Raw genomic sequence first — 22,393 nt, forward strand, 5'->3', positions numbered from 1 at the left:
ATCAGTCATTGACGGTCTCTCCGGTTTTCTTACTTTTGAACATGTCCAGCGCCAGCATGATTGCACCGACGGTGATGGCGCTGTCGGCAAAATTGAACGCCGGGAAGTAATGGCGGTTCTGCCAATGCACCAGGATAAAGTCGATCACATGGCCCAGGGCAATACGGTCGTACAGGTTGCCCAGGGCACCGCCCAACACCAGGGCCAAGGCGATGGCCAGCCAGGTGTCATCGCGGCCCAGGCGCTTGAGCCAGACCACTAGCACCCCACTGACCACCACTGCGATCAGGGCGAACAGCCAGCGCTGCCAGCCGCCGCCGTCAGCCAGGAAGCTGAAGGCGGCGCCGGTGTTGTAGGCCAGGGTCCAGCTGAAGTAATCCGGGATCACCACGATTTGCTGGAACATTTCCAGGGAGCCCTCGAAATGAGCCTTGCTGACCTGATCGATGACCAGGACCAGCACGCTCAGTACGAGCCAGCCCAGGCGTCCGAAACGACTGGCTGCATTAGGCATAGTGGCGAACCTCGCCTTCACCGGAGATGTTGTCGACGCAACGACCGCAGATTTCCGGATGCTCAGGGTTCACCCCAACGTCTTCACGGCAGTGCCAGCAACGGGCGCACTTAGGGAAGGCCGACTTGACCACCTTGAGCTTGAGGCCCGGCACTTCGGTGGCTACGGCATCCGCCGGTGCCTGGGCGAACGGTGCCAGGCTCGCAGTGGAAGTGATCAACACGAAGCGCAGCTCATTGCTCAGCTTGGTCAGGTCGGCAGTCAGGCCTTCCTCGGCAAACAGGGTAACTTCGGCCTGGAGGTTGCCACCGACGGCCTTGGCCGCACGCTGAACCTCCAGCTCCTTGTTCACCGCAACCTTGACGGCCATTACGCCTTCCCAGTACTCGCGGCCCAGTTCGAAGTCGGCCGGCAGTTCGGTCAAGCCTTCGTACCAGGTATTGAGCATGACGGACTCGTTACGCTCGCCCGGCAGGTATTCCCACAGTTCGTCGGCGGTGAAGGCCAGGATCGGTGCGATCCAGCGCACCAGCGCTTCGGAGATGTGGTACAGCGCGGTCTGCGCCGAACGGCGGGCCTTGCTGTTGGCACCGGTGGTGTACTGGCGGTCCTTGATGATGTCGAGGTAGAAACCACCCAACTCCTGCACACAGAAGTTGTGGATCTTCGAGTACACGTTCCAGAAGCGGTATTCGCCGTAGTGCTCCTGCAACTCGCGCTGCAGCAACAGGGTACGGTCCACGGCCCAACGGTCCAGGGCGAGCATGTCCTCGGCCGGCAGGATGTCGGTGGCCGGGTTGAAACCGGTCAGGTTCGACAGCAGGAAGCGCGCGGTATTACGGATACGGCGGTAGGCATCGGCGCTACGGGCCAGGATCTGGTCCGACACGGCGATCTCGCCGGAGTAATCGGTCGACGCCACCCACAGGCGCATGATGTCGGCGCCCAAGGTGTCGTTGATCTTTTTCGGCTCGATCACGTTCTTCAGCGACTTGGACATCTTGCGGCCCGTCTCGTCGACGGTGAACCCGTGGGTCAGCAGCTCGCGATACGGGGCGTGGTTGTCGATGGCGCAACCGGTCAGCAGCGACGAGTGGAACCAGCCCCGGTGTTGGTCGGAGCCTTCCAGGTACAGGTCGGCACGCGGGCCGGTTTCGTGACCCATCGGGTGCGAGCCGCGCAGCACGTGCCAGTGGGTGGTACCGGAGTCGAACCATACGTCGAGGGTGTCGCTGATCTTGTCGTACAGCGGCGCTTCGTCACCCAGCAACTCGGCGGCGTCCAGCTTGAACCAGGCTTCAATGCCTTCCTGTTCGACACGCTGGGCCACCACTTCCATCAGTTCGACGGTGCGTGGGTGCAGCTCACCGCTTTCCTTGTTGAGGAAGAACGGGATCGGCACACCCCAGTTGCGTTGACGGGAGATGCACCAGTCCGGACGGTTGGCGATCATCGAATGCAGGCGCGCCTGGCCCCAGGCCGGGACGAACTGGGTGTCTTCGATAGCCTTGAGCGAGCGTACACGCAGGGTGTCGCCGCTGGCCGGCTCTTTGTCCATGCCGATAAACCATTGCGCGGTGGCGCGGTAGATCAGCGGGGTCTTGTGGCGCCAGCAGTGCATGTAGCTGTGCTTGATGGTGTCAGTTTGCATCAGCGCACCGACTTCACGCAGCTTGTCGATGATCGGCTGGTCGGCCTTGAAGATGAACTGGCCGCCGAAGAACTCCAGCGACGGCACATAAACACCGTTGCTTTGCACCGGGTTGATGATCTCATCGTTGACCATGCCGTACTTCTTGCAGATCACGAAGTCGTCCACGCCATAGGCCGGCGAGCAGTGAACCACACCTGTACCCGAACCCAACTCGACGTAGTCAGCCAGGTACACCGGCGACAGACGGTCATAGAACGGATGACGGAAGTTGATCAGCTCCAGCGCGGAACCAGTAGTGGTGGCAATTACCGAACCTTGCAGCTCGTAGCGAGCCAGGCACGCTTCGACCATTTCCTCGGCAAGCACCAGCAGGCGATCACCGACGTCCACCAGGGCGTAGGTGAATTCCGGGTGCACGTTCAGCGCCTGGTTGGCGGGAATGGTCCACGGGGTGGTGGTCCAGATCACGATGGCAGCCGGTTTGCTCAGGCTTGCCAGGCCAAAGGCCTCGGCCAGCTTGGCGTCGTCGGCGATCGGGAAGGCCACGTCGATGGTCGAGGACTTCTTGTCTTCGTATTCGACTTCCGCTTCAGCCAGGGCCGAGCCGCAATCGAAGCACCAGTTCACGGGCTTGAGGCCCTTGAACACGAAACCGCCCTTGACGATTTCGGCCAAGGCACGGATTTCACCGGCCTCGTTCTTGAAGTTCATGGTTTTGTACGGGTTGTCCCACTCGCCCAGCACACCCAGGCGGATGAACTCGGACTTCTGCCCTTCGATCTGCTCGGCAGCGTAGGCACGGCACAGTTCGCGGGTTTTATCCGCGCCCAGGTTCTTGCCGTAGGTCACTTCGACCTTGTGTTCGATCGGCAGGCCGTGGCAGTCCCAACCTGGGACATAAGGCGCGTCGAAACCCGCCAGGGTTTTCGAGCGCAGGATCATGTCCTTGAGAATTTTGTTCAGCGCATGACCGATGTGAATCGTGCCGTTGGCATAAGGAGGGCCGTCGTGCAGGACGAATTTCGGACGATCCTTGCCAATTTCGCGCAACTTTCCGTACAGGCCAATACTGTCCCAGCGCTGCAGGATCTGCGGTTCGCGCTGTGGCAGGCCGGCCTTCATTGGGAAGGCGGTGTCCGGAAGGTTTAGCGTGGCTTTATAGTCGGTCATTTAAGGCTCTTCGGTTAGCGATGGGCGCTAGGTGCGGCTAGTGCACGGGCGGCGGCGACATCCGCATTGATCGCCGTTTTCAACGCCTCAAGCGAGGCGAAACGCTGCTCTTCACGCAGCTTCTGGTGGAAAACCACCGTCAAACGCCGGTCATACAGATCACCGGCAAAATCCAACAGATGAACTTCCAGGTGGGCCTTGCCATCACCTGCAACCGTGGGCCTGACGCCTATGTTGGCGACTCCCGGCCACGATTGGCCGTCGATGTCGACGCTCACCAGGTAAACCCCGGTCAGCGGCACACGGCGGCGCTTGAGTTGCACGTTGGCGGTTGGCGTGCCCAGTTGGCGCGCCAGCTTCTGGCCGTGCAGTACCCGCCCGGCAATGCGGAACGGGCGACCGAGCAAACGCTCGGCCAAGGCGAAGTCGGCAGCGGCCAGGGCGTTACGCACCTGGGTGCTGCTCACGCGCAGGCCGTCCAGTTCGACGGTTTGCGCGGCTTCGACGGTAAAGCCCTGGGTGATACCGGCGTGTTGCAGGAACTCGAAATCCCCGACCCGGTCGCAGCCAAAACGGAAGTCGTCGCCGACCTCCAAATGCTGTACGCCCAGGCCATCTACCAGTATGCGGTCGACGAACTCGGCAGCGCTGAGACTTTGCAAACGCTGGTTGAAAGCCAGGCAGAGGACGCGGTCCACGCCTTCTTCGGCCAGCAGTTGCAGCTTGTCCCGCAGACGGACCAGACGTGCCGGTGCCGTTTCCGGGGTGAAGTATTCCCGCGGCTGCGGCTCGAAAATCACCACGCAGCTGGGTACGCCCAACTCGACCGCACGCTCGCGCAGCCGGGCCAGGATAGCCTGGTGGCCACGGTGAACACCGTCAAAGTTGCCAATAGTGGCGACGCAGCCCCGATGCTCAGGGCGCAGGTTGTGGAGACCTCGAACCAGCTGCATAACGCGCTTCTTGCTCATAAAGTGGTCGATTATAACCACACCCGGCCCTGGACGACAGGCAACAGCGCAGGGCAAATGGATCGAATCGATAAAACAACCGTTTTATCGCGGCAAACTCTCTAGCTCAACGACTTGCGATTGAAATCCCGCAGGCGGAAGCCTTGCAGCAGCAACATCCCGAAGTACACCACCACGCCGGCCACGACCAGCACGCCCAGGCGCATGAAGCGCTCCAGCATATGCCCCTCATCCCAGGCCGGCATGAAGTGCATCAGGCCGAGCAATACCGCCGACATCATCGCAACCGCCACCAGCAACTTGAGGGCGAACATGCCCCAGCCAGGCTGAGGCTGGAACATCTGTTGTTTGCGCAGCTGATAAAACAGCAGGCCGGCATTGATGCACGCACCGGCACTGATGGCCAGGGCCAGGCCGGCGTGGGCCAGCGGACCAATAAACACCAGGTTGAGCAGTTGCGTGACGATCAGGGTGAAGATCGCGATCTTTACCGGCGTGCGGATGTTCTGCTGGGCATAGAAGCCAGGCGCCAGCACCTTGATCACGATGATGCCGAGCAGGCCGACGGAATAAGCCACCAGCGCATGCTGGGTCATCAACGCGTCATGGGCATCGAATTGCCCGTATTGGAACAGCGACACTGTCAGCGGCTCGGCCAGGATCCCCAACGCCAGTGCGCACGGCAGCACCAGCACAAAGCACAGGCGCAGGCCCCAATCGAGGATGCGCGAGTATTCCTGGCGATCCTTGCTGGCATAGGTGCGTGCCAGCGTCGGCAGCAAAATGGTGCCGAGGGCTACGCCCAGCACGCCAGACGGCAGTTCCATGAGGCGGTCGGCGTAATACATCCATGACACCGAGCCGGATACCAGCAGCGAGGCGAAGGCGGTGTTGATGATCAGGGAAATCTGGCTCACCGACACCCCAAGGATCGCCGGCAACATATTGCGCATCACGCGCCAGACGCCGGTGTCCTTGAGATTCAGGCGCGGCAATACGAGCATGCCGATCTTTTTCAGGTGCGGCAGTTGGTAGAGCAACTGCGCCAGGCCACCGGCCAGCACGGCCCAGCCAAGGGCCATGACCGGCGGATCGAAGTAAGGTGTCAGGAACAGCGCAAAAATAATCATGCTGACGTTAAGCAGCGTCGGCACGAACGCCGGCACCGAGAAACGGTTCCAGGTGTTGAGGATCGCACCGGCCAGGGATGACAGTGAGATCAGCAATATATAAGGAAAGGTCACCCGCAACAGGTCAGTGGTCAGCGCGAATTTTTCCGGCGTATTGGCAAAACCCGGCGCCGTGGCCCAGATCACCCAGGGCGCGGCGAGCATGCCGACGATGGTCACCAGCATCAACACCAGGGTGAGCAGGCCCGAGACATAGGCAATGAAGGTACGGGTCGCCTCCTCCCCCTGCTGGGTCTTGTACTCGGCCAGAATCGGCACGAACGCCTGGGAAAACGCGCCCTCGGCAAAGATCCGCCGCAGCAGGTTGGGCAGTTTGAACGCAATAAAGAACGCATCCGTGGCCATGCTGGCGCCAAAAATACGCGCCAGCAGGGTGTCACGCACGAACCCCAAAACCCGGGAGATCATCGTGATAGAGCTGACGGCGGCCAACGATTTGAGCAGATTCATTGAAAGAGTTTGCGCCTATAGATAAAGAGCAGGCGAACTAAGCGCCTACTTATGCGATACTGCGCGCCTGCAACAGCACAGCGCCAAAGCTCGCGAGTTTACAGGTCAAGCGCCGGAAATAAATCACCCGCCTCTTCAGATCGACCACTCAGCAGTTCGCATCAGCCGGCCTTGACAACACATCAAGTCATCGGCATGATTCGCGGCCTATTTTGTTTGCTATTTCCTAAAAAGTCTTTCGAGGAGCTCGACGGTGGCCAACACACCTTCCGCCAAAAAACGTGCAAAACAGGCTGAGAAGCGTCGCAGCCACAACGCCAGCCTGCGTTCCATGGTTCGTACCTACATCAAGAATGTAGTTAAAGCCATCGACACCAAAGACGCTGAAAAAGCTCAAGCAGCTTACGTTCTGGCTGTGCCAGTTATCGACCGTATGGCCGATAAAGGCATCATCCACAAGAACAAGGCCGCTCGTCATAAGAGCCGCCTGAATGGCCACATCAAGGCTCTGAGCGTTCCTGCTGCTGCCTAAGTGGTAACAACTGCCACGCAGCCCAGGTTGCGAAACAGTTAAGAAATGCCCCGTACCGAAAGGTCTGGGGCATTTTTGTTTGTGCCTGAAAATACACCACGATCAAAATGTGGCGGGGGGATCCGGTAGAGATTTTCAAGCGCACAAAAAACGCCCCGAACCAGTCGGGGCGTTTTTGCTACCACTTGATCAAAACATCAATCAATGGTGATGACCGCCTTCACCGTGGACGTGACCGTGGGCCACTTCTTCCTGGGAAGCGTCGCGGATGGCAACGATCTTCACTTGGAAGTTCAGGCGCTGGCCAGCCAGAGGGTGGTTGCCGTCGACGGTGACGTCGTCGCCGTCCAGATCACGAATGGTGACGATCTGCATTTGACCGTCCGGCGCGGAGGCGTGGAACTGCATGCCCACTTCCAACTCATCAACACCTTCGAACATGCTGCGGCTCAGGGTGCTGACCAGTTCGGCGGAGTATTCGCCGTAGGCATCTTCAGGTTCTACGGCAACGGTCAGCTCATCACCAACGCTCTTGCCTTCCAGAGCCTTTTCCAGGCCTGGGATGATGTTACCTGCGCCTTGCAGGTAGACCAGCGGCGCGCCGCCGGCTGAGCTGTCGATGACCTCACCAGCGTCGTTGGTCAGGGTATAGTCGATGGAGACAGCCTTGTTAGCGGCGATCGTCATGGGGCGAGACCTTTTGCATAAGAATGAAGAACGGACAAGTCTAAACAAGGATTTGCCCGAAAGCGAACAGAACCCGGACGGACGGGGCCGATCAACGGCATCCTTGATCATCGGCTTCCACCAGGACGAGGAGGGTCACTGGGTTGCCGAGCTGTCCTGCGGCCACACCCAGCACCTGCGCCACCAGCCGCCATGGCAGTCTCGCGCCTGGGTACTCGACGCCACACAGCGCCTGGAAAAAATAGGCCAGCCCTTTGCCTGCGGCTGGTGTGCGCAAGCGCCCGAATAACGATAACCTTGGCGCCTGATTCCCGGTAGGCACTCAACCATAGGGCGCCACCGAAGCCATGCACCTCCAGAGAATTCGCATGCAGACTTTTTTTATCGCGCCCACCGATTTTGGTGTGGGTCTGACCTCCATCAGCCTTGGGCTGGTGCGTACCCTTGAGCGAGCCGGCCTGAAAGTCGGTTTTTTCAAGCCGATTGCCCAGCCACATCCCGGCGATACCGGCCCCGAACGCTCCACCGAGCTGGTGGCTCGCACCCATGGCCTCAAGCCGCCACAACCGCTAGGCCTGGCTCACGTGGAACGCATGCTCGGCGACGGCCAGCTCGACGAGCTGCTCGAAGAAATCATCACCCTTTATCAGCAGGCCGCCGTGGGCAAGGACGTGCTGATCGTCGAAGGTATGGTACCGACCCGCAGCGCCAGCTATGCGGCCCGGGTCAACCTGCACCTGGCCAAGAGCCTGGATGCGGAAGTGATCCTGGTCTCGGCCCCGGAAAACGAAGTGCTCACCGAACTCTCCGGCCGCGTGGAACTGCAGGCCCAGCTGTTCGGCGGCCCGAAAGACCCGAAAGTGCTCGGCGTGATCCTGAACAAGGTGCGCACCGACGAAAGCATGGAAGCCTTCTCGGCGCGCCTCAAGGAGCATTCGCCCTTGCTGCGCAGCGGTGATTTCCGCCTGCTCGGCTGCATTCCTTACCAGCCGGAACTCAACGCGCCGCGCACCCGCGACGTGGCCGACCTGATGGGCGCGCAGATCCTCAACGCCGGCGACTACGAAACCCGGCGCATGACCAAGATCATCATCTGCGCCCGCACCATGCGTAACACCGTGGAGCTGCTCAAGCCCGGCGTGCTGGTGGTGACCCCCGGCGACCGTGACGACATCATCCTCGCCGTCAGCCTGGCCGCGATCAACGGTGTGCCCCTGGCCGGCCTGCTGCTGACCAGCGACACCCTGCCAGACCCGCGCATCATGGATCTGTGCCGCGGCGCGTTCCAGGCTGGGCTGCCGGTTTTGTCGGTGAGTACCGGTTCCTACGAGACCGCCAACCTGCTCAACAACCTCAACAAGGAAATCCCCATCGATGACCGCGAGCGCGCGGAGATCATCACCGATTTCGTCGCCAGCCACCTCGATGCGCGCTGGCTGCACCAGCGTTGCGGCACGCCACGGGAGATGCGCCTGTCGCCGGCGGTGTTCCGCTACCAGTTGATCCAGCGCGCCCAGGCGGCCAACAAACGCATTGTGCTGCCCGAGGGCAGCGAGCCGCTGACCGTGCAAGCCGCCGCTATCTGCCAGGCAAGGGGCATCGCGCGCTGCGTGCTGCTGGCCAAGCCGGCTGACGTAGAAGCGGTCGCGCGCGCCCAGGGCATCGAATTGCCCGAAGGCCTGGAGATTCTCGACCCGGACCTGATTCGCCAGCGCTACGTGGAGCCCATGGTTGCCCTGCGCAAGAGCAAGAGCCTGAATGCGCCGATGGCCGAGCAGCAACTGGAAGACACCGTGGTGATCGCCACCATGATGCTCGCACTGGATGAAGTGGACGGCTTGGTTTCCGGTGTTATCCACTCCACCGCCAACACCATTCGCCCGGCCCTGCAGTTGATCAAGACCGCACCGGGCTGCACCCTGGTGTCGTCGGTGTTCTTCATGCTGTTCCCCGAGCAGGTGCTGGTCTACGGCGACTGCGTGATGAACCCGCACCCCAGTGCCGCCGAGCTGGCGGAAATCGCCCTGCAAAGCGCCGACTCGGCCGCCGCCTTCGGCATCACCCCGCGTGTGGCGATGATCAGCTACTCCAGCGGCGACTCGGCCAGCGGTGAGGAAGTGGAGAAAGTCCGCGAAGCCACCCTGCTCGCCCATGAACAGCAAAGCTCACTGCTGATCGACGGCCCGCTGCAATACGACGCCGCCGCCAACGAAACCGTCGCCCGCCAACTGGCCCCCGACAGCCTGGTCGCCGGCAAAGCCACCGTGTTCGTGTTCCCGGACCTGAACACCGGCAACACCACGCACAAGGCCGTGCAACGCAGTGCCGATTGCGTCAGCCTCGGGCCGATGCTCCAGGGCCTGCGCAAACCGGTCAACGACCTGCCACGCGGCGCCCAGGTCGACGACATCGTGTACACCATCGCGCTGACTGCGATCCAAGCCGCCAACCGACCTATGGATATCTAAATGCTGGATTTTCTACCTGCCGCCGTACGCGGGGTGATCGCTTCGCTGCTGTTGGCGCTGAATACGATCCTGCTGTGTTCGTTCCTGTTTATCGTGGCGCTGTTCAAGGCGTTGCCCTTCGCCAAGCGCTTCAGCGAATGGCTGATGAACCACACCCATGAAGCCTGGGTCACCAACAACAAGGGCTGGATGAACCTGGTGCGCCATACCCGTTGGCACCTTAAAGGCCTTGAAGGCCTGGACTACCAGCACTCGTACCTGGTGACCAGCAATCACCAGAGCTGGGTCGACATCATGGTCCTGCAATACGTGCTCAATCGTCGGATTCGCCCGCTGAAATTCTTCCTCAAGCAGGAGTTGATCTGGGTGCCGGTGATTGGCCTGGCGTGGTGGGCATTGGGCTTTCCCTTCATGAAGCGCTACACCAAGGCCTACCTGGAAAAACACCCGGAGAAGAAAGGCAAGGACCTGGAAACCACTCGCAAGACCTGTGCGAAGTTTCGCGACAACCCCGTGGGTATTTTCAACTTTGCCGAAGGCACGCGTTTTACACCGGGCAAGCATGCGCAGCAGAAGTCGCCGTTTCGCTACCTGCTCAAGCCTAAGGCGGGTGGTATCGCGTTTGTGCTGGATGCCATGGGGGAACAGCTGAAATCACTGGTCAATGTGACCATTCACTACCCTGGCGGACGTCCTGGGTATTGGGACCTGCTGTGCGGGAAGGTGCAGGACGTGGTGGTGCAGTTTGAAGAGGTGCAGATTCCGGCAGAGTTTATCGGCAGGAATTATGAGCAGGATGGGGAGTATCGACTGGCGTTCCAGGGGTGGATCAACCAGCTGTGGGAAACCAAGGATGCGTTGCTGGATCAGCTTCACACCGAATTCCCAAGCAAGCGATGATCAACCTGTGGGAGGGGGCTTGCCCAAATGCCAGTCAGTTAAGGCTTTTTGTAGGAGGCGATGTAAGCTTAACTGACTGGCATTAGGGCTTGCCCCCTCCCACATTTGACCGCGCCAGGTCTTGAAGATGTGAAAAAGCCCGCCACCGATCACTCGGTGGCGGGCTTTTTTGTGGCCGCGAGGCTTAGATCGCGCCGCGCTGGCGCAACAGCTCCAGCACTTGCTTGACGCTGTCTTCCAGTGACAGGGCCTGGGTGTCGATTACCAGGTCGGCATTCAACGGCACGTCGTACGGGAAAGATTCGCCAGGGATGTTATCCCCACCCGCCGCGTACAAGCCCTGCGGATCACGCTCGGCACACACCTGCGGCGACGCCTGCACGTACACGGTCAGCAGGCGGTCGCTGCCAATCAGCGCCTTGGCCTGTTCACGGCCTTCGGCATCCGGGGCGACGAATGCGGCCAGGGTCAGCAGGCCGGCTTCGTTGAACTGACGCGCCACGTGAGCGGCACGGCGCCAGTTTTCGGTACGTCCGGCACGGTCCTGGGGCAAGCCCTTGTTCAGGTCGTGGCGCAGGTTCTGACCATCCAGCACGAACACCGCACGGCCCATGTCGAACAGCTTGCGCTCGACCGCATAGGCCAAGGTGCTCTTGCCCGCGCCTGACAGGCCGCTGAACAACACGGTAGCCGGTTGCTGGCCGAAACGCTGGGCGCGCTCCTCGGTGGCGACATGGGCCAACTTGCCGTGATGCGCCGCACTGCCGTGGGTGACCGGCGGTGCGATGATCATGCCGGCGCCCACGGTGCCGTTGGTCAGGCGGTCGATGACGATAAACGCACCGGTGGTGCGGTTGCTGTCATAGCCATCCAACGCAATGGCAGCATCGAGGCTGACCTTGACCCGGCCGATCTCGTTCAACTGCAGCGAACTCGCCGGGCCTTCGGCCAGGGTGTTCACGTCCACACGGTGCACGATGCTGGTGATGGAACCCGGCACGTAGCTGGTGGCGCGCTTGATGTCGTATTTCTTGCCCGGCAGCATCGGCTCTTCGGCCATCCACACCAGCATGGCGTCGAAGGCGTCGGTCACTTGCGGCACGTTGTCGGCATGCACCAGCAGGTCGCCACGGGAGATGTCGATCTCGTCTTCCATGGTCAGGGTCACGGCCTGGCCTGGGCCGGCGTGTTCCAGCTCACCTTCGAAGGTGACGATGGATTTGACGCGGCTGCTCTTGCCTGACGGCAGCACCACGACTTCGTCGCCCTTATGCACGATGCCGCTGGCCAGGGTGCCGGCAAACCCACGGAAGTTCAGGTTCGGACGGTTGACGTACTGCACCGGGAAACGCAGGTCGGTGTAGTTGCGGTCGTTGGCGATCTCGACAGTCTCGAGGATCTCCATCAGCGACTGGCCGGTGTACCAGGGCGAGTGCTCGCTCTTGTTCACCACGTTGTCGCCCTTGAGTGCCGACATCGGCACGAATGCCATGGTGCTCGGCTTGAAGGCGATGCCCTCGGCGAACTTCAGGTAATCGGCCTTGATCGACTCGAACACACTTTGGTCAAAGCCATTGATGTCCATCTTGTTGACGGCGATCACGATGTGCTTGATGCCCAGCAACGAGGCGATATAGCTGTGGCGACGGGTCTGGGTCTGCACGCCGTAGCGCGCGTCGATCAGGATGATCGCCAGGTCACAGGTGGATGCACCGGTGGCCATGTTGCGGGTGTACTGCTCATGGCCGGGGGTGTCGGCGATGATGAATTTGCGCTTGGCGGTGGAAAAGTAGCGGTAGGCGACATCGATGGTGATGCCCTGCTCACGCTCGGCCTGCAGGCCGTCGACCAGCAACGCCAGGTCGATGTCGTCACCGGTGGTGCCGGACTTTTTCGAGTCACGGGTGATGGCTTCCAGGTGATCTTCGTAGATCATCTTGGAGTCGTGCAGCAGGCGCCCGATCAGGGTGCTCTTGCCGTCGTCGACGTTGCCACAGGTCAGGAAGCGCAACATTTCCTTGCGCTCGTGCTGGCCCAGGTAGGCGAGGATGTCCTCGCTGATCAAATCAGATTGATGCGACATGACAGCCCCTTAGAAATAGCCTTGACGTTTTTTATCTTCCATCGAGCCGGCACCATCGTGGTCGATGACACGGCCCTGGCGCTCGGAAGTTCGCGTCAGGAGCATTTCCTGAATGATGTCCGTCAGCGTCTCGGCTTCGGACTCCACCGCGCCCGTCAACGGGTAGCAGCCAAGGGTACGGAAACGTACTTTCTTTTTGACGATTCTGGCTTTGTCTTCGTCGGACAGGTGTTCGAGGATGCGGTCGTCGTCGATCATGATCAACGTGCCGTTCTTCTCGATGACATCGCGTTCGGCGGCGAAGTACAGCGGCACGATCGGGATGCCTTCCAGGTAGATGTACTGCCAGATGTCCAGCTCGGTCCAGTTGGACAGCGGGAACACACGGATCGACTCACCCTTGTTGACGTTGCCGTTGTAGACGTTCCACAGCTCCGGGCGCTGGTTCTTCGGGTCCCAGCGGTGCTTGCTGTCGCGGAACGAGTACACGCGCTCTTTGGCACGGGATTTCTCTTCATCGCGACGGGCACCGCCGAAGGCGGCGTCGAAACCATGCTTGTCCAAGGCCTGCTTGAGACCTTCGGTCTTCATGATGTCGGTGTGCTTGGCGCTGCCGTGGGTGAACGGGTTGATGCCCTGCGCCACGCCATCCGGGTTGACGTGGGTGATCAGGTCCAGGCCCAGCTCCTCGACCATTTTGTCGCGGAACTTGTACATCTCCTGGAATTTCCAGCGGGTGTCGACGTGCATCACCGGGAACGGCAGCTTGCCCGGGAAGAAGGCCTTGCGCGCCAGGTGCAGCATCACGGCGGAGTCTTTACCGATCGAGTAGAGCATCACCGGGTTGTCGAACTCGGCGGCGACCTCGCGGATGATGTGGATGCTTTCCGCCTCCAGCTGTTTCAGATGCGTCAGTTTGTCGACCATGGTTACTCACGGAAAAACGATCTTATGGACGGCCAGCGGGCCGTGTTCGAGCGGGGCATGCTAGCACAGCACCTTCTTCTATTCAGGGCACCAGCTAGATCGAAACGGTATATCAATATGCCCCAAGGTTTGGCAGTCAAATCGGGTTGGGGCAATCGATGAACAGATGCTCCAAGGCAAAGCGCCGCGCCAGGTAATCGCCCAGCGCCTGTACACCGTAACGCTCAGTGGCGTGGTGTCCGGCGGCGATAAAGCTGATGTTGTTTTCGCGCGCGCTGTGAAAGGTTTGCTCGGAAGCTTCGCCGCTCAGGAACAGGTCGACGCCCGCGGCGATGGCGTTGTCGATGTAACCCTGGCCACCGCCGGTGCACCAGCCGATGCGGCGGATCATCTGGCTGCCTTCGATCAGCAGCGGCTCGCGGCCCATCACATCCTGCACACGCCGGGCGAAGTCGCGGGGCGACAGCGGTTCGGCGAGCGAGCCGACCAGGCCGACGATCCTGGGGTTGCTCGGGTCCAGTGGGCCTTCGACGGTGATGTCCAACTGGCGGGCGAGTTGCACGTTATTGCCAACGTCGGGGTGCAGGTCCAGCGGCAGGTGGTAGGCCAGCAGGCTGATGTCGTGTTTGAGCAGGGTTTTCAGGCGGCGTTGCTTCATGCCGGTGATACAGGGGTTTTCGCCTTTCCAGAAATAACCGTGGTGCACCAGGATCAAATCGGCCTGGGCTTCGACGGCCGCGTCCAGCAAAGCCTGGCTCGCCGTGACGCCGCTGACGATGCGCATCACTTGCGGCCGCCCCTCGACCTGCAGGCCATTGGGGCAGTAATCGGCAATTTTTGCGCTGCCAAGGTAGCGGTCCGCTTCCTCGACGAGGGTGGTAAGGGGGACGGCCATAAAAGACTCCTAAATATCCCGTTCCGAGGCGCTCGCAGCCTCGTATAATGCGCGACATTATGGGCGCTCTCCCGCCCCCTGCAACCTGTCAGGACTTACTTGATGCTCAAGGCACTGCGTTTTTTTGGATGGCCATTGTTGGCTGGCGTGCTGATCGCGATGCTGATTATTCAGCGTTATCCCCAGTGGGTGGGCTTACCCAGCCTTGATGTGAACCTGCAACAGGCACCGCAAACCAGTGCGGTAGTGCAAGGCCCGGTGACTTATGCAGATGCGGTAGTCATTGCGGCCCCCGCCGTGGTCAACCTGTACACCACCAAGGTCATCAACAAGCCGGCGCATCCGCTGTTTGAAGACCCGCAGTTTCGCCGCTATTTCGGTGACAATGGGCCCAAGCAGCGCCGCATGGAGTCCAGCCTGGGTTCCGGGGTGATCATGAGCCCCGAAGGCTACATCCTCACCAATAACCACGTGACCACCGGCGCCGACCAGATTGTGGTGGCCCTGCGTGACGGCCGCGAAACCCTCGCCCGCGTGGTGGGCAGCGACCCGGAAACCGACCTCGCGGTCCTGAAGATCGATTTGAAAAACCTGCCGTCCATCACCCTAGGCCGCTCCGATGGGCTGCGGGTGGGTGATGTGGCACTGGCCATCGGCAACCCGTTCGGGGTGGGCCAGACGGTGACCATGGGCATCATCAGCGCCACCGGGCGTAACCAACTGGGGCTTAACAGCTACGAAGATTTCATCCAGACCGACGCGGCGATCAACCCGGGCAACTCCGGCGGCGCACTGGTGGATGCCAATGGCAACCTGACCGGCATCAACACGGCGATTTTCTCCAAGTCCGGCGGTTCCCAGGGCATCGGCTTTGCGATCCCGGTAAAGCTGGCGATGGAAGTGATGAAGTCGATCATCGAGCACGGCCAGGTAATTCGCGGCTGGCTGGGGATTGAAGTACAGCCGTTGACCAAGGAACTGGCCGAGTCGTTTGGCCTGACCGGGCGCCCTGGCATCGTGGTCGCCGGGATTTTCCGCGATGGCCCGGCGCAGAAAGCCGGCCTGCAGCTGGGGGATGTGATCCTCAGCATCAACGGCGAACCGGCCGGTGATGGGCGCAAGTCGATGAACCAGGTGGCTCGGATCAAGCCGACCGACAAGGTGGCGATCCAGGTGATGCGCAACGGTAAAGAGATCAAGCTGCTGGCGGAGATCGGCTTGCGTCCACCCCCTGCCCCGGTCAAGGAAGAGGAATAAATCACCTCGCCAGGTACCCGTTCGCGGGTACCTGTAAGCTCATATTTCAAAACGAATCCATTCTCATCAGTCATGTTATATTGTTTCAATATCGCTATTGGAACGCTCTATCATGCCGTCTCGAACGTTTGCCCCCCTGGCTGGCCTGGCCTTGGGTTTGCTGCTGGATCCCGCCTTTGCCGAAGACAACAGCGTTGAGCTGGAGACCATCAGCGTCACCACCGACGCCTATGAATCCGCCACCGGCCCGGTCAACGGCTACCGCGCCACCCGCTCTGCCAGCGCGACTAAAACCGACACCGCCCTGCGCGACATCCCCCAGTCCATCAGCGTGATTCCTGCCTCGGTACTTACGGACCTGGGCAGCACCAACGTGGAACGCGCCCTGGAGTTTGCCGGCGGGGTGTCCAAGCAGAACAACTTTGGCGGCCTCACGCTCTACGAATACAGCGTGCGCGGCTTCACCACGTCGGAGTTCTACCAGGATGGTTTCAGCGCCAACCGCGGCTACCCGAGCACGCCGGACGCGGCCAATATCGAGCGCATCGAAGTGCTCAAGGGCCCGGCCGCCAGCCTGTATGGCCGTGGTGATCCCGGCGGCACGGTGAATATCGTCACCAAAAAACCTCAGCCTGAAGCCTTCACCACCCTGCAAACCAGCGCCGGCAGTTGGGACCGCTATCGCACCGCCGTCGACGTCAATACGCCGCTTGACAGCGAGGGCAACCTGCTGTCGCGGGTCAACCTGGCGGTGGAAGACAACAACAGCTTCCGCGATCACGTCGAGAGCAAGCGTGTATTTGTCGCGCCCTCATTCAGCTGGCAGCTGGCCCCGGACACGTCCCTGCTGGTGGAGAGCGAATTCGTACGCCACAGCTCCACCTTCGACCGTGGCATCGTCGATGCCCCAGGCGTATCGCGCTCCACCTTCCTCGGCGAACCCAACGACGGCGATATCGACAACCACAACAACCGCATCCAGGCGACCCTCGAGCATCATCTCAACGACGCCTGGAAACTGCGCCTGGCCAGCCATTACAAACAAGGCAGCCTGTGGGGCGACGCCTCGGAAAACCGCGCACTGAACACCGACGGCCATACCCTTAACCGCCGTTACCGCGAACGCTCCACGGGCTGGCACGACAGCATCACCCAGCTGGAACTGCGCGGCCTGTTCGACCTTGGCAGTTGGCAGCACGAATTGCTGGTCGGCACCGAATACGAGGACTACCGCAAGAAGGAGCGCGTCACCGCCATAGCCGGCAGCCCCTACGCCATCGACCTCTACAACCCGGTCTACGGCCAGCCCAAACCCAATGGCGCGCGCTCCGGCACCGACTTCTTCGAACAGACCAAAAGCCAGGCGCTGAACCTGCAAGACCAGATCATCTTCACCGACCGCCTGCGCGGTATGGTCGGCGCGCGCTTCGAGCATTTCGAACAAAGCACCGACGACTTTACCCGCAACCACGCCAAGAGTCGGCAAACCCACGACGCACTTACCCAGCGCGCCGGCCTGCTGTATCAACTGACGCCAGAGGTCGGCGTATTCGCCAACGCTTCCACCTCGTTCAAGCCCAACAGCGGCCTGGACGCCAGCGGTAAGACCTTCAAGCCCGAAGAAGGCGTAGGCTATGAGGTAGGGATCAAGAGCGAGCTGTTCGACGACCGCCTCAGCGCCACCCTCGCCGCTTTCCATATCGAAAAGGAAAACGTGCTGGCCCTGGACCCGGCCACCAATACCAACCGCGCCATGGGCAAGGCACGCAGCCAGGGCTTCGACCTGCAACTGACAGGACAACTGACCGATGCGGTACGCGTGATCGGCGCCTTTGCCTACATCGACGCCGAAGTGACCAAGGGTGATAAAGCCATTCCTGCGGGCAGCCGCATCCTCGGCGTAGCCAAGCACAGTGGCAGCCTGTTGGGGGTGTATGAATTCCAGGACGGCGCGCTGCGCGGTTCAGACCTGGGCGCGGCGTTCACCTATGTGGGGGATCGCTCAGGTGAAGCCGGCAGCCGCTTTGAACTGCCCGCTTACCACACCGTCGATTTGCTGGCCCATTACAAGGCCACGCAGAACGTCACCGTGGGCCTGAACCTCAACAACCTGTTCGATGAAAAGTACTACGAACGGTCCTACAGCAATTACTGGGTCAATCCCGGCGAACCGCGCAACCTCACCGTCAGCCTGACCCTCAACCTGTAACACAATCAAAAACGTGAGAGGGGTTAAGCCCCTCTCACATTTGGATGACGTGATTACAGCGAAAGCGGGGCTCTTTCACACAAGGTATTGAGCGCCGCCGCCCACTGCGGATCGTCATTCAAACACGGCACCAGCACCAACTCCTCACCGCCCGCCTCGCGGAATTGCTCCCGACCACGATCACCGATCTCTTCCAGGGTCTCGATGCAGTCGGCAACAAACGCGGGGCACATCACCAGCAGCTTTTTCACCCCTTGACGGGCCAGCGCTTCCAGGCGTGCCTCGGTGTAGGGTTCGATCCACTTCGCACGGCCCAGGCGCGACTGGAACGCCACTGACCATTTGTCGTCAGGCAAGCCCAGGCGCGCGGCGAAGTCGCGGGCAACGCTGAAGCATTGTGCGCGGTAGCAGGTCGCGAGCACCTCAGGCGAGGCGTTCTTGCAGCAGTCCGCATCCTTGAAACAATGCTGGCCGGTCGGGTCGAGCTTTTTCAGATGGCGCTCGGGCAAGCCGTGGAAGCTCAGCAGCAAGTGGTCGTAATGCGCGTCTATATAAGGTCGGGCGCTGGCGGCCAACGCGTCGAGGTATTCCGCCTGATCGTAGAATGGCTGCAGGATCGAGAACTGTACGTTGAGCTTTTTCTCGCGCACTACCCGCTTGGCTTCTTCAATCACCGTGGTCACGGTGCTGTCGGCAAACTGCGGGTACAGAGGCGCCAGAGTCACTTTCTGAATACCTTGGGCGGCCAACCGCGTGAGCGTCGTTTCCAGGGAAGGCTCGCCATAACGCATCGCCAACTCCACGGGCCCCTGGGTCCACTGCGCGGTCATCTGCTGCTGCAGGCGACGGCTGAGCACCACCAGCGGCGAACCCTCGTCCCACCAGATCGAGGCGTAGGCATGGGCCGATTGCTCGGGGCGCTTGATCAGGATCAGCGATACCAGCAAGCGCCGCACCGGCCACGGCAGGTCGATGACATAAGGGTCCATCAGGAACTGATTGAGGTAGCTGCGCACATCGGCCACCGAAGTGGAGGCCGGTGAACCCAAGTTGACCAGTAACAACGCGTGATCCGTCATGCAACATCCTATCTCTTAGAGGCGGCTGGACAAGTCATCCAAAGCCGCATGCAACTCAGTGAACTGGAAAATGAAACCGGCGGCCATCAAGCGTTCGGGGATCGCCTTCTGCCCGCCCAGCAACAGCCCCGATAACTCGCCCAAACCCACCTTCAATGCAAAGGCCGGCATCGGCATGAACGCCGGGCGGTGCAGCGCCTGGCCCAATGTCTTGGCGAACTCGCGGTTACGCACTGGGTGCGGCGCGCAGGCATTATAAGGACCGCTGGCGTCATCCTTGTGCAGAAGAAAATCAATCAGGGCGATTTGATCCTTGATATGAACCCACGGCATCCACTGCCGCCCGCTGCCGATAGGCCCGCCCAGCCCGAGTTTGAACGGCAGCAACAGGCGCGACAAAAAGCCGCCCTCGGCCGCCAGTACCAGGCCGGTGCGCACCAGCACCACGCGGATGCCCATCGCTTCGGCACGTTGGGCGGTTTCTTCCCAGGCGATGCAGAGTTGGCTGGGGAAATCGTCCTGTACCGGGCCGCTGGCCTCGGTCAGTTCGCGCTCGCCACCGTCGCCGTACCAGCCCACCGCCGAACCGGAAACCAGCACCGCCGGTTTCTGCGCCTGGCTTTCGAGCCAGGCCAGCAGGGTTTCGGTCAAGCCGATGCGGCTGCTCCAGAGCAGCGCCTTGCGTTTGTGGGTCCAGGGACGGTCAGCAATCGGCGCACCCGCCAGGTTGACCACCCCGTCCACCGCGCCAATCACCTCCTCCAGACGAGCCACCCCGAGCACCGTTGCACCGCATAACCGGGCGACGTCTTCAGGATGGCGGCTCCACACCGTCAGGCGATGACCTTGGGCAATCCAGTGTTGGCAGAGTTGGCGACCGATCAGGCCGGTACCGCCGGTCAGCAAAATATGCATGGGACGCTCCTCATGTAACGTTCGCCGCCGATCACTAGTCTATTTTATAAGCAGGGATCAATTTGTAATCGAGCGTGACTTTTGTTTAAGCCTCATGGTTAACCATAGGTCACGCCAAGCGATCAGGTACGCCAAAACTTATACCAAAAAATAATATTGTACAGCTATTGGTGTCGGCGTAGCCTGTACCCAACGGTAAAACGAGGCCTCCCATGACTGTCCCCATCGCGATCATCGGCACCGGCATCGCCGGTCTCTCCGCCGCCCGAGCGTTACAAGACGCCGGGCACGTTGTACAACTCTTCGATAAAAGCCGCGGCAGCGGCGGCCGCATGTCCAGCAAGCGCAGCGACGCCGGCGCACTGGACATGGGTGCCCAATACTTCACCGCCCGCGACCGACGCTTCGTCAACGAAGTGCAGCGCTGGCAAAGCAACGGCTGGGCCGAGCAATGGAAGCCCCAGCTGTACAATTTCAAGTCCGGCCAACTCACCCCCTCCCCCGATGAACAGATCCGCTGGGTCGGCACGCCGCGCATGAGCGCCATCACCCGCGCCCTGCTTGACGACCTGCCGGTGGAGTTCGGCTGCCGGATCACCGAGGTGTTCCAAGGCAAGCAACACTGGAACCTGCTGGATGCCGACGGCGAAAACCACGGCCCGTTCAGCCATGTGATCATCGCCACGCCCGCCCCCCAGGCCACGGCCCTGTTGGCGGCAGCGCCCAAATTGGCGAGTGCCGCCGCCGGCGTGAAGATGGAGCCGTCCTGGGCCATTGCCCTGGCCTTCGACAAGCCCCTGGATACCCCCATGGAAGGCTGCTTCGTGCAAGACAGCCCGCTGGACTGGCTGGCGCGCAACCGCAGCAAGCCCGGGCGCGATACGACCCTCGACACCTGGGTGCTGCACGCCACCAGCACCTGGAGCAAGGCCCACCTGGACCTGTCCAAGGAAGCGGTGATCGAACACCTGCACGGTGCCTTCGCCGAATTGCTGCACAGCGCCATGCCCCCACCGTCCTTCAGCCTGGCCCACCGCTGGCTCTACGCACGACCGTCAGGCGCCCATGAGTTCGGGGTGCTGGCCGACGCCGACCTGGGCCTGTACGTGTGTGGCGACTGGTGCCTCTCGGGGCGCGTGGAAGGGGCATGGCTCAGTGGCCAGGAAGCCGCGCGACGATTGATCGAGCACCTGCAATGAACCGCATCAACCCGGCCAAATTGCTGCTGTCGAAGTGGACGGCAGCCCGGCCCCGCAACAAGGAAAAACACTTCCTGGTCACCGAACTGTTTCGTGACGAGGACGGCACAGTGCTGGAAATCGAGTTGCAAGCCGTGATGACCCTGCGCGCTGAGCGCCTGGCCTGGCAAACCCTGCAAAATGCCGAGGCTTGGCAAATCGGCTGGAAATAGCCTCCGCGCAAATACTTGTACAAAATATTTGACTTGTACAGCATCAAACCTATGATGAGATTTAGTTGTACAGATTTCAGATCTTGTACAGGAATCTTGCAGAGGTTTGGCCATGCCCAGCACACCGTCCATCAAGCCGAAGATTGGCATCAGCGCCTGCCTGCTGGGCGAAAACGTGCGTTTCAATGGCGGTCACAAGCAATCCCAGCTATGCAGCGAGGTCCTCGCCAAGTACTTCGACTTCGTGCCGCTGTGCCCGGAAGTGGCGATCGGCCTGGGTATCCCCCGTGAAACCATTCGCCTGGTGGGCGATGCCGAGCAGCCCCAGGCCGTCGGCACCGTACACCGCGAACTGAATGTCACCGCGCCGCTGGACGCATACGGCCGCAAAATGGCCGCCGAACACACCGACCTGTGCGGCTACATCTTCATGCAGAAGTCGCCGTCCTGCGGCCTGGAACGCGTCAAGGTCTACCGTGAAAACGGAGCGCCGGTGGAGGGCGGCGGGCGTGGCATCTACGCCCAGGCGTTCTGCGCGCGCCACCCGAACCTGCCTGTGGAAGAAGATGGCCGCCTGAATGACCCGGTACTGCGGGAAAACTTCCTGACCCGCGTCTTCGTCTACGCCAGTTGGCAGCAACTGCTGGCCGAGGGCCTGACCCGCCACCGCCTGCTGGCGTTTCACGCGCGCTACAAGTATTTGCTGATGGCCCACAGCCTGATGCATTACAAGAGCCTGGGCCACCGCCTCGGCAGCATGGCCAGGGACGTCAACCTCGACGAGGTGGCCGCCTGCTATTTCAGCGACCTGATGACCGGCCTGAAAAAGTGCGCCACCCGCGGCACCCACACCAACGTGCTGCAACACATCAGCGGCTACCTCAAACAGGCCATCAGCGCCGACGACAAACAGGAAATGCAGACAGTCATCAGCCAGTATCACCAGGGCATCGTGCCGCTGGTGGTGCCATTGACCCTGCTCAAGCATCACTTTCGCCAACACCCGGACCGCTACATCGCGCAGCAGGCCTACTTGCAGCCGCACCCGGAAAATCTCAGCCTGCGTAATGCGATCTAAACC

19 protein-coding genes are annotated in these 22,393 nt (G+C 61.1%); 9 read left to right on the forward strand and 10 right to left on the reverse strand.

The window, feature by feature from the left end; all coding sequences use genetic code 11:
- Position 1 precedes the first annotated feature (1 nt).
- From lspA to murJ, 4 genes are all read right to left on the reverse strand, one after another.
- Positions 2-514: a signal peptidase II gene (gene lspA / locus BFP99_RS24920; protein WP_065948459.1), complete on the reverse strand. Its 513-nt coding sequence runs from the start codon at positions 512-514 to the stop codon at positions 2-4.
- Positions 507-3,338: an isoleucine--tRNA ligase gene (gene ileS / locus BFP99_RS24925; protein WP_065948460.1), complete on the reverse strand. Its 2,832-nt coding sequence runs from the start codon at positions 3,336-3,338 to the stop codon at positions 507-509. Before ileS ends, lspA begins: the two co-directional genes overlap by 8 nt.
- Positions 3,339-3,352: 14 nt before the next feature.
- Positions 3,353-4,291: a bifunctional riboflavin kinase/FAD synthetase gene (ribF, locus tag BFP99_RS24930; protein WP_065948461.1), complete on the reverse strand. Its 939-nt coding sequence runs from the start codon at positions 4,289-4,291 to the stop codon at positions 3,353-3,355.
- A gap of 119 nt (positions 4,292-4,410) precedes the next feature.
- The gene (gene murJ, locus BFP99_RS24935; RefSeq protein WP_065948462.1) at positions 4,411-5,949 is read right to left on the reverse strand and encodes a murein biosynthesis integral membrane protein MurJ; all 1,539 of its coding nucleotides are present in this window, start codon (positions 5,947-5,949) and stop codon (positions 4,411-4,413) included.
- 253 nt (positions 5,950-6,202) lie between these two features.
- Here murJ and rpsT point away from each other — a divergent pair, with 253 nt between their 5' ends.
- Complete coding sequence (gene rpsT, locus BFP99_RS24940; protein WP_003188401.1) at positions 6,203-6,481, forward strand: 30S ribosomal protein S20; 279 nt, start codon at positions 6,203-6,205, stop codon at positions 6,479-6,481.
- A gap of 201 nt (positions 6,482-6,682) precedes the next feature.
- On the opposite strand, the gene BFP99_RS24945 is transcribed toward rpsT, so the two are convergent.
- Positions 6,683-7,168 carry an FKBP-type peptidyl-prolyl cis-trans isomerase gene (locus tag BFP99_RS24945; protein WP_027606858.1) on the reverse strand — a complete coding sequence of 162 codons (486 nt, stop codon included), beginning with the start codon at positions 7,166-7,168 and terminating at the stop codon, positions 6,683-6,685.
- On the opposite strand from BFP99_RS24945, the gene BFP99_RS24950 reads away from it, so the two are divergent.
- From BFP99_RS24950 to BFP99_RS24960, 3 genes are all read left to right on the forward strand, one after another.
- The gene (locus BFP99_RS24950; RefSeq protein WP_065948463.1) at positions 7,167-7,457 is read left to right on the forward strand and encodes a DUF3565 domain-containing protein; all 291 of its coding nucleotides are present in this window, start codon (positions 7,167-7,169) and stop codon (positions 7,455-7,457) included. The genes BFP99_RS24945 and BFP99_RS24950 overlap by 2 nt on opposite strands.
- A 79-nt stretch (positions 7,458-7,536) precedes the next feature.
- Positions 7,537-9,636, forward strand: a complete 2,100-nt coding sequence (gene pta, locus BFP99_RS24955) for a phosphate acetyltransferase (protein ID WP_065924069.1) — start codon at positions 7,537-7,539, stop codon at positions 9,634-9,636.
- On the forward strand, positions 9,637-10,536 hold the full coding sequence (locus BFP99_RS24960; protein ID WP_065924068.1) for an acyltransferase: 900 nt from the start codon (positions 9,637-9,639) through the stop codon (positions 10,534-10,536).
- Between the two features lie 184 nt (positions 10,537-10,720).
- On the opposite strand, the gene cysN is transcribed toward BFP99_RS24960, so the two are convergent.
- From cysN to BFP99_RS24975, 3 genes are all read right to left on the reverse strand, one after another.
- Positions 10,721-12,619, reverse strand: coding sequence for a sulfate adenylyltransferase subunit CysN (cysN, locus tag BFP99_RS24965; protein WP_065924067.1), 1,899 nt, complete (start codon positions 12,617-12,619; stop codon positions 10,721-10,723).
- Between the two features lie 9 nt (positions 12,620-12,628).
- Positions 12,629-13,546 (reverse strand): sulfate adenylyltransferase subunit CysD, encoded by a 918-nt coding sequence (gene cysD, locus BFP99_RS24970; RefSeq protein ID WP_017137614.1) that lies wholly within the window; start codon positions 13,544-13,546, stop codon positions 12,629-12,631.
- A 136-nt stretch (positions 13,547-13,682) separates the two neighbouring features.
- On the reverse strand, positions 13,683-14,441 hold the full coding sequence (locus BFP99_RS24975; protein ID WP_065948464.1) for a Nif3-like dinuclear metal center hexameric protein: 759 nt from the start codon (positions 14,439-14,441) through the stop codon (positions 13,683-13,685).
- A gap of 102 nt (positions 14,442-14,543) precedes the next feature.
- On the opposite strand from BFP99_RS24975, the gene algW reads away from it, so the two are divergent.
- Together algW and BFP99_RS24985 are read left to right on the forward strand one after the other, a co-directional pair.
- Positions 14,544-15,698 (forward strand): Do family serine endopeptidase AlgW, encoded by a 1,155-nt coding sequence (gene algW, locus BFP99_RS24980; RefSeq protein ID WP_053131789.1) that lies wholly within the window; start codon positions 14,544-14,546, stop codon positions 15,696-15,698.
- A gap of 112 nt (positions 15,699-15,810) precedes the next feature.
- The gene (locus BFP99_RS24985; RefSeq protein ID WP_065948465.1) at positions 15,811-17,907 is read left to right on the forward strand and encodes a TonB-dependent siderophore receptor; all 2,097 of its coding nucleotides are present in this window, start codon (positions 15,811-15,813) and stop codon (positions 17,905-17,907) included.
- Positions 17,908-17,960: 53 nt separating this feature from the next.
- Here BFP99_RS24985 and hemH read toward each other — a convergent pair whose 3' ends face one another.
- Complete coding sequence (gene hemH / locus BFP99_RS24990; protein WP_065924063.1) at positions 17,961-18,986, reverse strand: ferrochelatase; 1,026 nt, start codon at positions 18,984-18,986, stop codon at positions 17,961-17,963.
- A gap of 15 nt (positions 18,987-19,001) precedes the next feature.
- The gene (locus BFP99_RS24995; protein WP_065948466.1) at positions 19,002-19,901 is read right to left on the reverse strand and encodes a TIGR01777 family oxidoreductase; all 900 of its coding nucleotides are present in this window, start codon (positions 19,899-19,901) and stop codon (positions 19,002-19,004) included.
- Between the two features lie 212 nt (positions 19,902-20,113).
- Between BFP99_RS24995 and BFP99_RS25000 the strand changes: the two genes are divergently transcribed.
- From BFP99_RS25000 to BFP99_RS25010, 3 genes are all read left to right on the forward strand, one after another.
- Positions 20,114-21,100 (forward strand): NAD(P)/FAD-dependent oxidoreductase, encoded by a 987-nt coding sequence (locus tag BFP99_RS25000; protein ID WP_065948467.1) that lies wholly within the window; start codon positions 20,114-20,116, stop codon positions 21,098-21,100.
- Complete coding sequence (locus tag BFP99_RS25005) at positions 21,097-21,312, forward strand: TIGR02450 family Trp-rich protein (RefSeq protein WP_065924060.1); 216 nt, start codon at positions 21,097-21,099, stop codon at positions 21,310-21,312. The genes BFP99_RS25000 and BFP99_RS25005 overlap by 4 nt, the downstream gene beginning before the upstream one ends.
- A gap of 112 nt (positions 21,313-21,424) precedes the next feature.
- Positions 21,425-22,390 carry a YbgA family protein gene (locus tag BFP99_RS25010; protein WP_065948468.1) on the forward strand — a complete coding sequence of 322 codons (966 nt, stop codon included), beginning with the start codon at positions 21,425-21,427 and terminating at the stop codon, positions 22,388-22,390.
- Positions 22,391-22,393 lie beyond the last annotated feature (3 nt).

Origin of the sequence: Pseudomonas sp. 1 R 17 (assembly GCF_900067035.1) — a bacterium.
GTDB classification, from domain to species: Bacteria; Pseudomonadota; Gammaproteobacteria; order Pseudomonadales; family Pseudomonadaceae; genus Aquipseudomonas; species Aquipseudomonas marginalis.

Excerpts from the sequence above, each read along its gene's own strand:
- lspA (WP_065948459.1), bottom strand. The coding sequence starts at position 514 with ATGCCTAATGCAGCCAGTCGTTTCGGACGCCTGGGCTGGCTCGTACTG.
- ileS (WP_065948460.1), bottom strand. The coding sequence starts at position 3,338 with ATGACCGACTATAAAGCCACGCTAAACCTTCCGGACACCGCCTTCCCA.
- ribF (WP_065948461.1), bottom strand. The coding sequence starts at position 4,291 with ATGCAGCTGGTTCGAGGTCTCCACAACCTGCGCCCTGAGCATCGGGGC.
- murJ (WP_065948462.1), bottom strand. The coding sequence starts at position 5,949 with ATGAATCTGCTCAAATCGTTGGCCGCCGTCAGCTCTATCACGATGATC.
- BFP99_RS24950 (WP_065948463.1), top strand. The coding sequence starts at position 7,167 with ATGGGGCGAGACCTTTTGCATAAGAATGAAGAACGGACAAGTCTAAAC.
- BFP99_RS24945 (WP_027606858.1), bottom strand. The coding sequence starts at position 7,168 with ATGACGATCGCCGCTAACAAGGCTGTCTCCATCGACTATACCCTGACC.
- pta (WP_065924069.1), top strand. The coding sequence starts at position 7,537 with ATGCAGACTTTTTTTATCGCGCCCACCGATTTTGGTGTGGGTCTGACC.
- BFP99_RS24960 (WP_065924068.1), top strand. The coding sequence starts at position 9,637 with ATGCTGGATTTTCTACCTGCCGCCGTACGCGGGGTGATCGCTTCGCTG.
- cysN (WP_065924067.1), bottom strand. The coding sequence starts at position 12,619 with ATGTCGCATCAATCTGATTTGATCAGCGAGGACATCCTCGCCTACCTG.
- cysD (WP_017137614.1), bottom strand. The coding sequence starts at position 13,546 with ATGGTCGACAAACTGACGCATCTGAAACAGCTGGAGGCGGAAAGCATC.
- BFP99_RS24975 (WP_065948464.1), bottom strand. The coding sequence starts at position 14,441 with ATGGCCGTCCCCCTTACCACCCTCGTCGAGGAAGCGGACCGCTACCTT.
- algW (WP_053131789.1), top strand. The coding sequence starts at position 14,544 with ATGCTCAAGGCACTGCGTTTTTTTGGATGGCCATTGTTGGCTGGCGTG.
- BFP99_RS24985 (WP_065948465.1), top strand. The coding sequence starts at position 15,811 with ATGCCGTCTCGAACGTTTGCCCCCCTGGCTGGCCTGGCCTTGGGTTTG.
- hemH (WP_065924063.1), bottom strand. The coding sequence starts at position 18,986 with ATGACGGATCACGCGTTGTTACTGGTCAACTTGGGTTCACCGGCCTCC.
- BFP99_RS24995 (WP_065948466.1), bottom strand. The coding sequence starts at position 19,901 with ATGCATATTTTGCTGACCGGCGGTACCGGCCTGATCGGTCGCCAACTC.
- BFP99_RS25000 (WP_065948467.1), top strand. The coding sequence starts at position 20,114 with ATGACTGTCCCCATCGCGATCATCGGCACCGGCATCGCCGGTCTCTCC.
- BFP99_RS25005 (WP_065924060.1), top strand. The coding sequence starts at position 21,097 with ATGAACCGCATCAACCCGGCCAAATTGCTGCTGTCGAAGTGGACGGCA.
- BFP99_RS25010 (WP_065948468.1), top strand. The coding sequence starts at position 21,425 with ATGCCCAGCACACCGTCCATCAAGCCGAAGATTGGCATCAGCGCCTGC.